14 protein-coding genes are annotated in these 14,606 nt (G+C 66.5%); 7 read left to right on the top strand and 7 right to left on the bottom strand.

The features are described 5' to 3' along the window. Positions 1–95 precede the first annotated feature (95 nt). Entirely contained in the window at positions 96–1,703 is a 1,608-nt protein-coding gene (gene dacB / locus J2805_RS02100; RefSeq protein WP_309968401.1) for a D-alanyl-D-alanine carboxypeptidase/D-alanyl-D-alanine endopeptidase, read from the bottom strand. Positions 1,704–1,853: 150 nt separating this feature from the next. Between dacB and J2805_RS02095 the strand changes: the two genes are divergently transcribed. The 3 genes from J2805_RS02095 (at position 1,854) to J2805_RS02085 (ending at position 4,720) form a co-directional block, all read left to right on the top strand. Continuing rightward, positions 1,854–2,342, top strand: a complete 489-nt coding sequence (locus tag J2805_RS02095; RefSeq protein WP_214842693.1) for an inorganic diphosphatase — start codon at positions 1,854–1,856, stop codon at positions 2,340–2,342. A gap of 222 nt (positions 2,343–2,564) precedes the next feature. After that, the gene (locus tag J2805_RS02090) at positions 2,565–3,890 is read left to right on the top strand and encodes a carboxylesterase family protein (RefSeq protein WP_309968394.1); all 1,326 of its coding nucleotides are present in this window, start codon (positions 2,565–2,567) and stop codon (positions 3,888–3,890) included. Between the two features lie 77 nt (positions 3,891–3,967). Further along, entirely contained in the window at positions 3,968–4,720 is a 753-nt protein-coding gene (locus J2805_RS02085; RefSeq protein ID WP_309968391.1) for a DUF429 domain-containing protein, read from the top strand. Here J2805_RS02085 and J2805_RS02080 read toward each other — a convergent pair. Continuing rightward, positions 4,717–7,125: a phosphoketolase gene (locus J2805_RS02080; RefSeq protein WP_396134180.1), complete on the bottom strand. Its 2,409-nt coding sequence runs from the start codon at positions 7,123–7,125 to the stop codon at positions 4,717–4,719. The two genes, J2805_RS02085 and J2805_RS02080, sit on opposite strands and share 4 nt — an antisense overlap. A gap of 209 nt (positions 7,126–7,334) precedes the next feature. On the opposite strand from J2805_RS02080, the gene J2805_RS02075 reads away from it, so the two are divergent. Genes J2805_RS02075 through J2805_RS02065 form a run of 3 tightly spaced genes read left to right on the top strand, consistent with a single transcriptional unit; the run spans position 7,335 to position 9,285 of the window. Next, complete coding sequence (locus tag J2805_RS02075) at positions 7,335–7,952, top strand: hypothetical protein (RefSeq protein ID WP_309968385.1); 618 nt, start codon at positions 7,335–7,337, stop codon at positions 7,950–7,952. After that, positions 7,945–8,631 (top strand): hypothetical protein, encoded by a 687-nt coding sequence (locus tag J2805_RS02070; RefSeq protein WP_309968383.1) that lies wholly within the window; start codon positions 7,945–7,947, stop codon positions 8,629–8,631. The genes J2805_RS02075 and J2805_RS02070 overlap by 8 nt, the downstream gene beginning before the upstream one ends. A 54-nt stretch (positions 8,632–8,685) precedes the next feature. Then, positions 8,686–9,285: a MarR family transcriptional regulator gene (locus J2805_RS02065; RefSeq protein ID WP_309968379.1), complete on the top strand. Its 600-nt coding sequence runs from the start codon at positions 8,686–8,688 to the stop codon at positions 9,283–9,285. Between the two features lie 39 nt (positions 9,286–9,324). Here J2805_RS02065 and J2805_RS02060 read toward each other — a convergent pair whose 3' ends face one another. Further along, positions 9,325–10,188, bottom strand: a complete 864-nt coding sequence (locus J2805_RS02060; RefSeq protein WP_309968376.1) for an HAD family hydrolase — start codon at positions 10,186–10,188, stop codon at positions 9,325–9,327. 232 nt (positions 10,189–10,420) lie between these two features. Then, positions 10,421–11,704 carry a serine--tRNA ligase gene (gene serS, locus J2805_RS02055; protein ID WP_309968374.1) on the bottom strand — a complete coding sequence of 428 codons (1,284 nt, stop codon included), beginning with the start codon at positions 11,702–11,704 and terminating at the stop codon, positions 10,421–10,423. Between the two features lie 77 nt (positions 11,705–11,781). On the opposite strand from serS, the gene J2805_RS02050 reads away from it, so the two are divergent. Then, entirely contained in the window at positions 11,782–12,870 is a 1,089-nt protein-coding gene (locus tag J2805_RS02050) for a diacylglycerol/lipid kinase family protein (RefSeq protein WP_309968370.1), read from the top strand. Positions 12,871–12,906: 36 nt separating this feature from the next. Here J2805_RS02050 and J2805_RS02045 read toward each other — a convergent pair whose 3' ends face one another. The 3 genes from J2805_RS02045 to J2805_RS02035 all read right to left on the bottom strand — a co-directional run bounded on the left by J2805_RS02045 (position 12,907) and on the right by J2805_RS02035 (position 14,594). After that, on the bottom strand, positions 12,907–13,116 hold the full coding sequence (locus J2805_RS02045) for a hypothetical protein (RefSeq protein ID WP_214951831.1): 210 nt from the start codon (positions 13,114–13,116) through the stop codon (positions 12,907–12,909). Between the two features lie 93 nt (positions 13,117–13,209). After that, entirely contained in the window at positions 13,210–14,193 is a 984-nt protein-coding gene (gene pheA, locus J2805_RS02040; RefSeq protein ID WP_309968367.1) for a prephenate dehydratase, read from the bottom strand. A 74-nt stretch (positions 14,194–14,267) separates the two neighbouring features. Then, positions 14,268–14,594: a rhodanese-like domain-containing protein gene (locus J2805_RS02035; RefSeq protein ID WP_309968364.1), complete on the bottom strand. Its 327-nt coding sequence runs from the start codon at positions 14,592–14,594 to the stop codon at positions 14,268–14,270. Positions 14,595–14,606 lie beyond the last annotated feature (12 nt).

Below are 14,606 nucleotides of genomic sequence, written 5' to 3'. Positions count from 1 at the left end.
CGCCTTAAGTTCGCTGTCCGGCGAACCGTCCGCAGCCCGGATGGAACGCAGGCGGCGCATGAAGCAACCGTGCAGCTGGGCTCCGCTTCAGACAGCTAGCGGCATCCGCAGGAAGCCAGGACCGTCGCCGTGCGGTCCAGCGCCGCTTTGTTTCCGGCAGCGCCCGGTGCCAGTCCGTTCCCTATAAAGGAGAACACCAGGAGGCGTCCGTCGGCGTCCACAACATAGCCGCTCAGGGCGATCACGGAGTTCAGGGTCCCGGTCTTGGCCCGCACCAGTCCGGCACCGCCCTCTGTGGACGCGTCCGTGTACCTGCTGCCAAGCGTGCCGGTGAGTCCTGCCACCGGAAAGCCGCCGATTACGGCCCGCAGGCTGGGCTCGGCGCCGGAGGTAATGGCCCGGACGACGTCGGACAGCTGCCGGGCCGACACCTGGTTGCCCAGCGACAGGCCCGAGACATCGGCCACGCGGAGGCCGTCCGTGGAGATGCCCAGGTCCTGGACCTGCTTGTACACGGTGGCGGTGGCGCCGTCGTTACTGCCGGGCTGCCCCGCGGCGACGGCAGCCATCCGGCCCAGTACTTCGGCCAGGTAGTTGTCCGAGGTCTGCAGCATGAGGTCCACCTGCTGGCGCACCGTGGCTGACTGGATTTCGGCCAGCACCTGGCCCGGGCGGGCGGCAGCGGCTTTGTCAGCCGCATCGGCCTTGGCGCCGCCGTCGGTCGGATCTTTGTCAGCCGCATCGCCGTCGGCCGTTTTTGAGGCTGCCGTTTTTGACGTTACCGGTTTTGCGTCCGCGTCCGCGCCTTGCGGGGCCTGGCCGCGTACGACGCCGGGAGTGACAGTCAGGCCGGCGGCGGCACCGGCCGCCGTGAGCTGGGCGGAGAACGCCTCGCCCGCGTTCATTGCCGCGTCCTGCGGGCGGGGTCCGGTGGTGACGGAGGGGTCGTACCGGGCGGAATTGAGAGCCAGCGGGAACAGCGGGGCGGTCTCGCCGGCAGCCACGTCGTCCGGGCTCCAGGTCGGGTTTAGGGCCGGACCGGTGAAAAGGGAGTCGCCCAGCCGCACCTGCACCGGACCCTTGATGCCTTTTTCCTGCAGCGATTTAATCGTGAGCTGGGCGAGGGTGGCCAGCCCGGCGTGGCCCATGACGTTGTCCGGCGCGGACTCCCCCGCGCCGAGCAGCACGTCTCCGCCGCCGGTGAGGACCACTGATCCGGTTTCGGTGCCGGCTATCACCTTGGTAGTGAAGCGGTGGTCCGGCCCGAGGGCGCGGACCGCTGCGGCGGCTGTCAGGAGCTTCATGTTCGACGCCGGAACCCTGCTGTCCGCCCCGCCGCGGTCAAAGAGCACCTGGCCGGTGGCGGCGTCCTGCACCACGCCCGTAAACGTTCCGCCGCCGTCGGTCTTCAGGGTGGCGTTGAGCTGGGCGGCGAGCGTGTCCGGCCAGGGAACGGGGGCCGAATCCTTGAGGGGCGAGATGCCCTGCGGGAGGGACAGGTCCCTCGGAACCTGCTGCCAGGCGGGTACAGCTGACTCCGTGGCCTCGGGCTTCGGGCCAAAGCCGGCGAAGGAGGGCGCGACAAGCATGGCCGCCGGCACGGCGAGCGCCACGATCAGGATGGACAGCATTGCCAGGGGCAGGTGCCGCCTGATGGCGGCGAACCAGGGAAGGCTGGCCGCGCGGCTCATCATGCGTTTCATGCTGCTGTTGGTCCTTTAGTCCTGAAATGTCCCCACTAGTTCATGAAACCTGGGCCTATCGCTATATCCTCAATAGTAGTCGGCGGCACCGACACCCCTTTTGTTGTCCGTCCTGTGTGCCGCGAACACCCTGAAGTCGAGGAGCATTCCATGAAGCATGACGTGACAATCGAGATCCCCAAGGGATCACGCGTCAAGTACGAAGTCGATCACGAGACCGGCCGCGTCCGCCTGGACCGCGTCCTGTTCACCTCCATGCAGTACCCCACCCACTACGGTTTCTTCGAGAACACCCTTGGCGAAGACGGCGACCCGCTGGATGCACTGGTGCTCCTGCAGGACTTCGATCTGCACCCGGGTGTCATTGTTGAAGCCCGCCCCATCGGCGTCTTCAACATGACGGACGACGGCGGCGGCGACGCCAAGGTTCTCTGCGTGCCCACCGACGCCCGTTTCGACCACATCAAAGAGGTCAGCGACGTCAGCGAATTCCTGATCAAGGAAATCGAGCACTTCTTCACGCGCTACAAGGACCTGGAGCCGGGCAAGTGGGTCAAGGCCGAGGGCTGGGGCGACCGCGCCGCAGCCGAAGCCGAGCTGGAAGCATCCATCAAGCGCTACGTTCCGGCAGCACACTAGTCCCCACAGACGTGGGCTAAACACCGTCCCTGACGGCGTGGGCCCAGTTCGACGGCGGGTGCCGGGTTCGCGAGAGCCCGCACCCGCCGTCGTCGTTTAATCTGTCCCCTCCGAGCGCGAACGGACACTTGAGACCCGGAACCGCCCCGCGCGGGTCCAGGCCCCAAGTGTCCGCTCGGCCGTTTCCAGGGGTGTATCAGGAATTTGTGAAATTGTTGACTCATGAACGCCGCCCCCGCTTTTGATCCTCCCTGCGGTCCCGTCACCGGATGGCGGGACGGCGACGTAGTGCGGGCGACGGGCATCCCCTACGCCACCGCGGGCCGGTTCCAGCCGCCCGTAAGTGCTCCGGATTGGACCGAGGTCCGGGCAGCGACGTCGCTCTCCCCCGCGTGTCCGCAGGGTCCAGTGCCGTTCCTGGACGACATCCTTGGCACCCGTTACGGCGAGCTGCCCGGCAGCGAGGACTGCCAGCGCCTCTCGATCACCATTCCAGCCGACCTTTCCGACGGCGAGCGGGTCCCCGTCATGGTGTGGCTCCACGGCGGGTCCTACACTTCCGGTTCCGGGGATCTGGCGATCTTCGACGCCAAGTCCCTGGTGGCGGAGAACCGGGTCATCGTCGTCTCCGTCACCTACCGCCTGGGCCTGTTCGGATACCTGGCCACCGGCACGGGCCGGCCCGCAAACCTGGGGTTGTTGGACCAGCTTGAGGCGTTCCGGTGGGTGCAGCGCAATATCGTTTCCTTCGGCGGTGACCCGGAACGCGTGACCGCCTTCGGCCAGTCAGCAGGAGGCGACGCCGTCGCCCACCTTATGGCGACGCCGGAAGCACCGTCGCTGTTCCAGCGCGCCATCATCCAAAGCGCACCCTTGGGAATTGCCAGGGGCCGGGCGAAAATGAACGCCGCCATGGGCGTCGCAGCGGAAGCCGTCACCGAGGACACCCCGGCCATGGATGTCGTCGCCATCGAGGACCATGTCTCCCAAGTGGCCCGGAAGTACGGGCTGATGGCCGCCATGCCGTTCGGCACCCAGTATGGGCATGCCCCGCTGCCGCCGGAATACGGCATCGAGGCCGCGTGGAACACCACCGCGCCGCACATCGAGGTCCTGATCGGCCACACCTCCGACGAGGCGCGCCTGTTCCTGCCGAGCAGTCCCGTAGCCAGCCGGCTGGCGAAGATCCCGGTCCTGGGCGACGCGGTGGTTAAGGGCATCAGCTGCGCCGTGACCGAAGCGGTGTATGGCCGGCCGGCCCGGAGGTTTGCCCGCCGGCACGCCCGGGCGGGAGGCAAGGCGTACAGCTATGTGTTGCACTGGGCCGCGCCGGGGAACTTCTACGGCGCCGCGCACACCGTTGACCTGCCGCTGCTGTTCGGAAACCGACGGACCTGGGAGGGCGCCGGGCTGCTCGAGGGTGCCACCTGGGACGAGATCAATTCCCAGGGCCGCGCCCTCCGCGCCACCTGGGCCCGGTTCGCCTCCGGCCAGGGCCTCGAAAGCCGGGGAGAGCTTTCCGGTACGCTCCGCTACCGCGCGGTCTGAGCCGGTGTTCCAATGGCCTGCGTCCAATAGATTGTTCGCATGCGCCCGAGCCAGCTGACCTCCACCCCGGCGCGCCCGTGAGGACGCTGGGCGTGGACCTCGCGGCCGCCACCAGGAAAACGGCGGCTGCGGTGATCGACTGGACCGGCGGCGGTGCCCGGCTCGTCCACCTCTCTCTGGATGTCACCGACGAGGAGATCGTGGACCTGTTCGGCAGCGCCGACGCCACCGGCATCGACTGCCCGGTGGGCTGGCCGGACGCTTTCCTTCCCTTCCTTGCGGGGCACCTGAATTTCGAGGCTCACCCGGTGCTGGATTACGACGGGATCGAAGGCCGGCGGCTGCTGGCGTACCGGGACACTGATCGGTTCGTTACCGGCAGGACCGGGCTGATCCCGCTCAGCGTCTCCGCGGACCGGCTGGCACACCCGGCAATGCGCTGCGCCGTTATCCAGGCCAAAATCGCCCGGGACCACGGCCCGCAGGCCAGGGACGGCTCCGGCCGGCTGGCGGAGGTCTACCCCGCCGCCTCACTGAAGCTCTGGGGAATCAGCGCCCGCGGTTACAAGGGGCGGGGCACGGCGGAATCAGAGCGGCTGGGCCTCATTCTGGACAACCTCGAGGCTGCGGCGCCCTGGCTGGACCTTTCCGGGCACCGTGATGACCTGGCAGCCTCGGACGACAGGTTCGACGCCGTCATCGCCTCCCTCACGGCCCGGGCCGTCAGCCTCGGCCAAACGCTGCGGCCCGCCGGGGAACACGCCGCGGCAGCCCGCACCGAGGGCTGGATCCATGTGCCGTCCCACCAGCTGACTGACCTCGTCGGCTAGCCGCCGAGCGACCAACCGCGGATCTCCTCCAGATCCTCGCCGTGGCTGCGGGTGTGGTTGTGGGCCCCCATGCGCCGGTCCTGCAGCGACTGGCGGAACAGGGAGTGCCGCTCCGCCAGGCCGGGCACCCGGTCGATGGCGTCGATGGCCAGCTGGAAGCGGTCGATTCCGTTGAGCATGGCCATGTCGAACGGCGTGGTGGTGGTCCCCTCTTCCTTGTAGCCGCGGACGTGCAGGCCTTCCTGGTTGCTGCGCCGGTAGGTCAGCCGGTGAATTAGCGACGGGTACCCGTGGTAGGCGAAAATGATCGGCCTGTCCGCGGTGAAAATGCCGTTGAAGTCCCTGGACGTCAGTCCGTGTGGGTGCTCGCTGGCATCCTGGAGCCGCATCAGGTCCACCACGTTGACCACGCGGATCTTCAGCCCCGGCACCCCTTCCTTGAGCAGCTCGGCGGCTGCAACCGTCTCCACGGTGGGAACGTCGCCGGCGCAGGCCAGCACCACGTCCGGTTCCTCACCCGGCACCTCGGATCCCGCGAATTCCCAGATGCCCAGCCCCCGCTGGCAATGGTGGGCGGCATCAGCCGGCCCCAGCCACGTGGGTGAGGGCTGCTTGCCGCTGACCACGATGTTGACGTAATCCCGGGACTCCAGGCAATGCTCCATCACGGAAAGCAGCGTGTTGGCGTCCGGGGGCAGGTACACGCGGATGACCTCGGCCTTCTTGTTCACCGCGTGGTCGATGAAGCCCGGATCCTGATGCGAGAAACCGTTGTGGTCCTGCTGCCAGACGTGCGAGGACAGCACGTAATTCAGCGACGCCACGGGCTGGCGCCAGGTGAGCCCGCGATGGACCTTGAGCCATTTGGCGTGCTGGTTGAACATGGAGTCGACAATGTGGATGAAGGCCTCGTAGCAGCTGAACACTCCGTGCCGCCCGGTCAGGAGATAGCCTTCCAGCCAGCCCTGGCACAGGTGTTCGCTGAGCACCTCCATCACCCGGCCGGCCCGCGCGAGGTGCTCGTCGACGTCGTCGATCCGGTATTGCCACACCTTGTCAGTGACCTCGTAGACGTCCTGCAGGCGGTTGGAGGCGGTCTCGTCGGGGCCGAAAAGCCGGAAAGTCTCCGGATTTTGCGAAATAACGTCCCGCATCCAGGAGCCGAGGGCGATCATGGCGCTGACGCGGTCCACACCGGGCCGGGGCACCTCGACGGCGTGCTTGCGGTAGTCCGGCAGCTTCAGGTCGCGCAGGAGGATGCCGCCGTTGGCGTGGGGCGTGGCACTCATCCGCAGCTCCCCCGCGGGAGCGTTCTCCGCGACGGTGGACCGGAGCCGGCCGTCGTGGTCGAAGAGTTCTGCCGGCCGGTAGGATTCCAGCCACTGTTCCAGCTGGGCAAGGTGCTCAGGATTGGTGCGGACCTCGGACAGCGGCACCTGATGACTCCGCCAGGTGCCCTCCACTTGCTTGCCGTCAACACGCCCGGGGCCGGTCCAGCCCTTCGGCGAACGCAGCACAATCATGGGCCACCGGGCGGCACCGGCGTCGGCGTCGGCACCGGCGTCGGCACGCGGGCCGTCCGGCGACGCGGCGCTGCCGCGTCGCTCCGCCTGGATGGCGCGGATCTCCGCGAGGCAGGTGTCGAGCGCCGCGGCGAAGTTCCGGTGTGCGGAGGCCGTGTCCTCAGGATCGTCGACCGTCACGAAATGCGGTTCGTGGCCGTATCCGCGGAGCAACTGTTCAAGCTGGGCTTCGGGCATCCGGGCCAGGACCGTGGGGTTGGCGATCTTGTAGCCGTTCAGGTGCAGGATGGGCAGCACTGCGCCGTCCGCCACCGGGTCCAGGAAGTTGTGTGAATGCCAGCTGGCGGCCAAAGGCCCGGTTTCCGCCTCGCCGTCACCGACCACGACGGCGGTAATCAGCTTCGGATTATCGAAGACGGATCCGTAGGCGTGGGCCAGCGAGTACCCGAGCTCTCCGCCCTCGCTGATGGAGCCGGGTGTCTCGGGGGCCGCGTGGCTGGGAATGCCGCCCGGATAGGAAAACTGTCGGAAGAGCTCTGCCAACCCTGGCTCGTCGTCGCCCACATTGCTGTAGATCTCCGAGTAGGTGCCCTCGAGCCAGGCATTGGCCACCACCGCCGGGCCGCCGTGGCCGGGACCTGCGATGAACAGCATCGGCTGCCGGTCCCTGCGGATCACCCGGTTGAGGTGGGCATAGACGAAATTCAGCCCGGGCGTGGTGCCCCAGTGACCCAGGAGCCGGGACTTGGTGTCTTCAGCGCGGAGCGGCTCACGCAGCAGCGGGTTGGAGCGAAGGTAAATCTGGCCCACGGAGAGGTAGTTGGCCGCCCGCCACCAGCGGTCCACGAGTTCAAGTTCGTCCTGCACGCTGCTGGCCATCATCATCCTCACGTCGCGTTCGCCGCCGCGGCGGCGGCGGCCCTTGCTCCATCGCAACAGATGGCGGCGGCACAGGCAACCTTTGCCGCCTGATCCCAGGCGCCCGCCCAAAAAGCGGGCCGAATCCAATGGGCTGCCCTGCCCATCGCGGCAGTGGTTCGGCAGCGGGTAAGTTCTTAGGGTTGATTCGAAGCAGGAAGAGGGAGACCACCGTGGCAGGAACCCAGGGAGCGCCAGGAGCGGGACCCTACGCAGACCCTGCACTCCTGGAGAGTGCGCGAAAACGGACGAAAAACCTGGGGAACGGCATCCCCGTGGTCGAAGCCACCGGCTGGCAGACGTTCGGCGCATGGGCAGTGGATTTCAGCCTGATTGCCGTCCTCGCGGCCGTGGCGTCCGCAGCCGCGGCAGGTTCCGTTATGGCCACCGCAGGCCAGGTGGCAGCTGCAGCCGCCTCAGCGTGGATCGCGGCGCCCTGGCTGTACGGGTTCTGCTGCGCCGGCGGACTCTCCATCGGATCGCTGGCCACCGGTACGGTGCTGGTTCGCTTCGACGCCGGTGGCCGCCCGGGATTCCGGCGTGCCGGGTGGGTCATGTTTGCCAGGATGGTGCTGTTCCCTGTGGTCATCCTGCTCATACTCCTCGCCGCGGCCGGCGGCTCCAGCCCCGGCGGGGACGGTCCGAAAACCCGCCATCTCACCCTTGACCGGAGGTTTCCCGTGCCGCCTCTTCCCGTCCATCCGGACATCGCCCGGACCGCAGCAGATGATGCCGCTGCACGTCATTCCCGGCTTCCGGGCCTGTATGGCCAAGGGGGCCAGCGTGGCTGACACAGGGACCACCTGGCCGACCCGCCGCGCCGAAAAGCTCTACGGGGACAGGCTTGGGCGGCTGAGGCACAGCGAGCTTTCCTGGCATATCGCGTGGAAGTGGCTGCCTGCCCTGTTGCTCGTGGGATTCGTTTACGGCGCCATAGCGGAACTCACCGGGCGGCCACAAACCGGACGTGACCCGGCCCTCTTCTCGGACATTCTGCTCTTCCTCACGACGAGCGCCCTGACCGGACTGGTCCTGTGGAGCATCACCCTTTTCTGGAGCTTCCGCAGGGTGCTGGTATTCGACCGCGGGCTGTTGTACGGGTACGCGCAGAAGCACACAGCCCGCGCCATCTTCTGGCACGACATCGACCCCGGGTCGCTGCGGACCGTCGAGGCCCCGGTCGGCATCGCAGCGGACGGCCTGCTTAAGACCCTGGAGAAAGGCGGCAAGACTTCGCTGGGCGTAAGTGGGCGTTACGCCGTGGTGTTCCATGGTGCGCCGACGGCACTCGCGGCAGGAGTCGGCGCCTCAGGGCCGGGGTTTTTCACCTTCAGTACGGACCGGACCCCGGACCGGCTGGTCACTGAAATCCAGCGGGCCATGGCGGAATCCGGCATCCACCGGGCTGGATCTCCAGAGCCGGAGGCGCTGCCGCCTGTCCCGATCAGCTCGGCGACCCGCCTTGATTAGGCGCCGATTCCGGGCACTTGAGTGATCCGTACCACCGGGTAGTGTGTATCCAGAATGTTCACGCTGACCATCAACCAAACGGACAGCCGGCGCGACGGCGACCGGGTACCGCAGTTGCTCAAGGCTCTGCGGCACATACCTGCGCGCCTCGATTTTGACCGGTCCGTGGAGGACGAAGTCCAGGGCATCGTCGACTGTCCGCACCAGGCCGTGGATGCCGCCCTGGTGGCTCTCCGCTCAGGCAGCTGGTTTGTCGGGATTGGTGTGGGGCCGGTTAATGAGCCGTTGCCCAACCAGATCAAAGACGCCACGGGTCACGGCCTGATCTACGCGCGCCGGGCTGTGGACCGGCTGCACAACAGCAAGGAACGCATCCCTGTGGCGGTCGACGGCCCGTTGGCCGATCTCGCCGCGGAAGCGGAAGCCGTACTGAAGCTGCTCGGCCACATTGTCCATGGCCGCAGCGCGGCAGAGTGGCGTGTCCTCGATCTGCTGACGCCAGGCGTGCGCGGACAGCAAAAAGCCGTTGCCCAGGAACTTGGGATCACCACTCAGGCAGTCAGCAAGGCTGTGGCGCGAGCGCAATGGAACGAGGAGCACGCTGCCCGCCCGGCAGCGGCCCGGCTGCTCCGGCTGATCCTCGAGGTCCACTAGCCACTGTTCGGTCCGCTGTGGATGAACAAGAAGCAGCCCCTACGAAAGGAGGCTGCGCAGGACGTGGGCGGCGCCGTCGTCGTGGACGGACAGGGTCACCTCATTCGCCGCGGCAACCACTTCTTCCGGGGCCTGCCCCATGGCAACGCCGCGGGCGGCCCAGGTGAGCATCTCGATGTCGTTGCGGCCGTCGCCGATGGCCACCGTGAGGTGGGACCCGATGCTCAGGTGGCCGCGGAGGTGTTCCAGGGCACTGGCCTTGGTCACCCCTTCGGCGGCGATGTCCAGCCAGGCAGTCCAGCCCACCGAATAGGTGACGCCCGCCAGGCCGATGTGTTTGATGGCCTCGTTGAAGTCTTCAGAGGTGTTTTCGGAACTGAAGACCACCACGCGCACGGCAGTGGCATCAAGCATGGTCTGGAAGTCCACACCGATGGCCTCCACACCGAAGCTGGCGTCCTGGAAACGTTCGGTGGACAGGAAGTTGCCGTCCTCGTCCTCCAGCGCGTACTTGGCCAAGGGGAGCCGCTTGCGGAGGGCACGGAGGGCGGGCCCGGGGTCGAATGTGGCCTTCCGGATGACTTCGTAGCCATCGGGATGCGCCGGATCGAGGCGAAGGGTCACGCCGCCGTTGCAGCAGACGGCGTAGCCGGTTTCGATCCCGATCTGCTCAATGATGGGCAGGGTGGCATTCAGGGAACGGCCGGTGGCGATCATGACCTCGTGGCCCGCCGCGACCACCGCCTGGGCGGCCTCACGGACGGGGGCCGACATGTGGCCGTCGTGGTTGACCAGGGTGCCGTCGACATCCAGGGCAACCATCAGCTTCTGGGTCGAGTTGTTGTTTCGGTTATTTCGCTGGTCGTCGTTGCCAGCGACTGAGGTTTCAGTCAATGTTGTCATTCACCTAGTAGAGCAGACAGCCCCGGATGGCCGCTAGGACATATGCCACAGCCGGCTGTTAACTTCCGGTAAACACCCACAGCGTTGTCCACACTGTGAGTGTTTACCGCCGCGTCATGTAGCCGTCAGGAGGCGGTTGGCGGCCCGCCCGCCCCGGAAATCCCCGCCGCATGGACCAATCCCCCAGGCGTCACCCGGGGAACCGACCACGTGACGGGGATTTCTCAGGGGATCAGGAGAGGACCGGCAGGACTTCCAGGCCGCCGAGGTACTTCTGCAGCGCCCGGGGGACGTTAACCGAGCCGTCCTCGTTCTGGTGGTGCTCCAGGATGGCCACGATCCAGCGGGTAGTTGCCAGCGTCCCGTTCAGGGTGGCGACGGCGCGGGTTCCCTTCGGCGCCCCGTCCTCGTTCAGCACGCGCTCACGGATGTTCAGGCGGCGTGCCTGGAACGTAGTGCAGTTCGAGGTGGAGGTCAGTTCGCGATAGGCGCCCTGCGTGGGCACCCAGGCTTCGCAGTCGAACTTGCGCGCGGCGGAGTTGCCGAGGTCGCCGGCGGCGGTGTCGATCACCCGGTACGGGAGCTCGCACTTGGCCAGCATCTCCTCTTCCCAGGCCAGCAGGCGCTCGTGCTCGCCCGCAGCTTCCTCCACCGTGGTGTAAATGAACATTTCCACCTTGTTGAACTGGTGGACGCGGATGATCCCGCGGGTGTCCTTGCCGTGCGAGCCGGCCTCGCGGCGGTAGCAGGAGCTCTGGCCCGCATAGCGAATGGGACCGGCGGAGAGGTCCAGGATCTCGTCCGCGTGATACCCGGCGAGGGCCACCTCCGAGGTGCCCACCAGGTACAGGTCGTCTTCGGCGAGCCGGTAGATCTCGGCGTCGTGCTTCACGTCGAAACCGGTGCCCTGCATTGTCTCCGGGCGGACCAGGGTGGGAGTGATCATGGGAATGAATCCTGCATCTATGGCCTGCTCCATGGCCATCTGCAGAAGCGCCATTTCGAGCCGGGCGCCCACGCCACGGAGGAAGTAGAAGCGTGAACCGGACACCTTGGCGCCGCGCTCCATGTCGATGGCGCCGATCAGTTCGCCGATTTCCAGGTGGTCTTTCGGCTCAAAATCGGGGAATTCCCGGGGTTCGCCGACGGTCTTGACCACGATGTAGTCATCCTCGCCGCCTTCCGGGACGCCGTCCACGATCAGGTTGGGGATGGCTCGCAGCAGCTCTTCCTGCTGGGCCTGGGCAACGTCAGCTTCGGCCGAGGCCTCCTTGACCGACGCGGCCAAAACCTTGACCTCAGCCAGCAGCGCCTGCTTTTCCTCACCCTTGGCCTGCGCCACCTTCTTGCCGAACACATTCTGTTCGGCGCGGAGGTTTTCGAAGCGGATCAATGCTGCGCGCCTGGCCGCATCCGCCGAGATGATCGCATCCACTACGGACTCGTCGGCGCCGCGGGCGCGCTGGCTGGCACGGAACTTGTCCGGATTTTCGCTGAGGTCTTTTACGTCGATCACCAGACAAGAGTATCGAATCCGGCAGCCATGGCGCGGTGGGCCGTGCGGGCTGCGGCGCGGGATAGTGTTGGAGCACCATGAACGATTGGCTGCTGTACCTCATCATCATTGCGGCCCTGGCTTTCGCGGTCTCCAGCTGGTGGGGAGTGCGGAGCCTCAAGGCGCTCCATACGCGCAGCGCGGTCCAGGAGGACACCTACCATCCGGGCCTGTCCCGGCAGTCGGTGGCCGTGGTGATGAACCCGATCAAGGCGAAGTCCGCGGAAGCCACCGCGCTGATTAAGCGTGCCTGCCTCTTGGCGGGCTGGGACGCCCCGGTCTTTTTCGAAACAACAGCGGAGGACCCCGGATATTCGCAGGCCGAGGCGGCGCTTGCGAGCGGGGCCGACGTCGTCCTCGTGGGCGGCGGGGACGGCACGGTACGCGTGGTGGCTGAGAAGCTGGCCCGTACCAACGTGCCCATGGGCCTGATCCCGCTGGGCACCGGAAACCTGCTGGCAAGGAACATCGACCTGGATGTCTACGACCTGAACGGGAACGTCCAGACCGCCCTGTTCGGCCACCAGCGGCACATTGACATGGCCCGCATGGGCATCAGGAACTCGCGGACGGGTACCTCGTCCGAGCATGCGTTTTTGGTAATTGCCGGGATGGGCATGGATGCCGAGGTGGTAGGTGATACCAACGACGGGCTGAAGAAGGCAGTGGGCTGGCTTGCGTACACCGAGGCCGGCGTCCGGCACCTGCCCGGACGGCGCAAGAAGGTGTCCATCGCCTTGGACGACCAGCCCGAACAATCCCGGAAGATCCGCAGCGTGCTGTTCGCCAATTGCGGCCTGATCCCGGGCGGCATCGACTTCATCCCGCAGGCAATGATCGACGACGGAATGCTGGACGTGGTGGTGATGAGCCCGCGCAGTGCCATCGGGTGGATCGCGATGTACACGAAGATCATGTTCAAGCACAAAAGGAACCTGCCGGTCATGAGCTACTACCGCTCGGGCAAGATCGTGATCAAATGTGCCGAGCCGGTAGCCACGCAGATCGACGGCGACCCTTGCGGAGAAGCCACCGACGTGACCGTCCGGGTGGAGCCGAGATCGCTATTGGTTCGGGTTACGGAAAGCAAGGGCGGCGAAACGGCCGCAGGGGAATCAACCCCGTAGGCCTCCGGGAAGGCAGCCTGCCCGGAGGTTCCGGATTCAGGCGCTGGCCTTCTTCTGTTCAGCTTCCGCCGCGGCCTTTGCCGCCGCGCGGGCTTCGGACTGTTCGCGGATCATGGCCTGTTCCTCTTCGAAGCGCAGGCGATCCGCCCTGTCCGCATCGTCACCGTCCCAGTCCTGGTTATCGGCAGTCGGTTTGGGATTGACAATCATTCCCTGGCCGTCGTTGTCGGTACTGGATCCTGACATGACCCGCTCCTTCCGGTAGAGGTCTTCCCGCAATGGATCAGGCAAGCATACGCACTGCGCTGCAGGCGGGGAAGTACCCGAACGGGCATTTGTCTAAGCTGTTGGCGAACCGTGCGGCGCCTGGACGGGCTCGATGGATGCCCCTTTGAGTATCCCCGCAACCCATTCATGTGCAGCCTGGAATGCTTCGTCGGAGGTGTGGGGTTCCACTTCCGGGCTCTGCGCGTCAGCCTTGGGATAGGAACCCAGAAAGCGCGTGCCGGAGCTGATCCGGTGCAGCCCGGCCAGGGCGTCCGCCACGCGAGCGTCCTCCACGTGGCCGTCGGCGTCGATGCTGAAGAAGTAGTGGCCCAGATACTGCCCGGTGGGCCGTGATTCGATGCGGCTGAGGTTCACGCCGCGGGTGGCGAACTGGTCCAGGATCTCCATCAGTGCGCCGGGGCGGTCCTCCGGGAGCGGAACCACCACCGTGGTCTTGTCCGCTCCGGTGCGGTGCGGCAGTGCTCCGGGGCGGCTGACCAGGACAAACCGGGTCACCGCACCGGGGTTGTCCCCGATGTTCTCCGCGAGGACGTGCAATCCGGGCTGTTCAGTGGCCACGATCGGAGCGCAGATAGCAGCGTCGTAATGCACACCCTCCTCATTCAGCAGGCCCATGGCACCCGCGGCGGTGGAGGAGGCCGGAATGTATTCCACATCGGGCATGTTCGCTTCGACCCAAAGCCGGCACTGTGCCCAGGCATGGCCGTGAGTGGAAATCTTGCGGATATCGGCAATCTGCACCCCCGGACGGGCAACCAGGACAAAGCTGATGGGCACCAGCGCCTCGCGGATGATTCTCAACTCCTGGCCGGACGCGATGGCATCCAGCGTTGCCGTCACGCCGCCCTCAACGGAATTCTCGATGGGCACCATGGCCGCATCTGCGGTTCCGTCACGGACCTTGTCCAGCGCGGTGTTCACGTTGGAGGAGGGAATGCGGACAGCCTCGACGGCGCCCGGAACCTGCATCAGCGCAGCCTCGGTGAACGTGCCCTCCGGGCCGAGGAAGGTGTACGTGACGGGCAACGCGGGCATGGACTGTCCTTGATTGATCAGGTCAGTGCCGCCCGGCGGGCGGCACTGGAAACGGCGGGCGGCAGCCGCGAATACTAGAGGATCACCGGTTTGAGGCCGTTGTCCGAGACGAGCGGCAGCCCCGACTCGAGCCATTGGTCCATTCCGCCGGCCACATTGAAAGCGGAGTATCCCTGCCCCACCAGCCACTTGGCCGCACGGAAGGACCGTCCGCCGGTGCGGCAGATGACATACAGGTCCTGGTCCGGGTCCAGTTCGCCGATCCGGGCCGGCAGCTGGTCCAGCGGAACGTGCAGGGCACCTTCGGCATGCCCCGCCGACCACTCGTAGTCCTCGCGCACATCGAGGATTTTGGCGTCGGCGGGAATATCGGTGACGGTCACGGTTTCGAAGTCGCTCATGTAGGTCCTCTC

The sequence above is a fragment of the Arthrobacter oryzae genome (genome assembly GCF_031454875.1).
Lineage (GTDB): Bacteria > Actinomycetota > Actinomycetes > Actinomycetales > Micrococcaceae > Arthrobacter > Arthrobacter oryzae_D.
The sequence above is the reverse complement of the archived record's forward strand: the minus strand, read 5'-3'. Positions and strand labels throughout refer to the sequence as shown.

Coding starts and splice junctions, on each gene's coding strand:
- dacB (WP_309968401.1), bottom strand. CDS start 1,703: ATGAAACGCATGATGAGCCGCGCGGCCAGCCTTCCCTGGTTCGCCGCC.
- J2805_RS02095 (WP_214842693.1), top strand. CDS start 1,854: ATGAAGCATGACGTGACAATCGAGATCCCCAAGGGATCACGCGTCAAG.
- J2805_RS02090 (WP_309968394.1), top strand. CDS start 2,565: ATGAACGCCGCCCCCGCTTTTGATCCTCCCTGCGGTCCCGTCACCGGA.
- J2805_RS02080 (WP_396134180.1), bottom strand. CDS start 7,125: ATGATGGCCAGCAGCGTGCAGGACGAACTTGAACTCGTGGACCGCTGG.
- J2805_RS02065 (WP_309968379.1), top strand. CDS start 8,686: ATGTTCACGCTGACCATCAACCAAACGGACAGCCGGCGCGACGGCGAC.
- J2805_RS02060 (WP_309968376.1), bottom strand. CDS start 10,188: ATGACAACATTGACTGAAACCTCAGTCGCTGGCAACGACGACCAGCGA.
- J2805_RS02050 (WP_309968370.1), top strand. CDS start 11,782: ATGAACGATTGGCTGCTGTACCTCATCATCATTGCGGCCCTGGCTTTC.
- J2805_RS02045 (WP_214951831.1), bottom strand. CDS start 13,116: ATGTCAGGATCCAGTACCGACAACGACGGCCAGGGAATGATTGTCAAT.
- pheA (WP_309968367.1), bottom strand. CDS start 14,193: ATGCCCGCGTTGCCCGTCACGTACACCTTCCTCGGCCCGGAGGGCACG.
- J2805_RS02035 (WP_309968364.1), bottom strand. CDS start 14,594: ATGAGCGACTTCGAAACCGTGACCGTCACCGATATTCCCGCCGACGCC.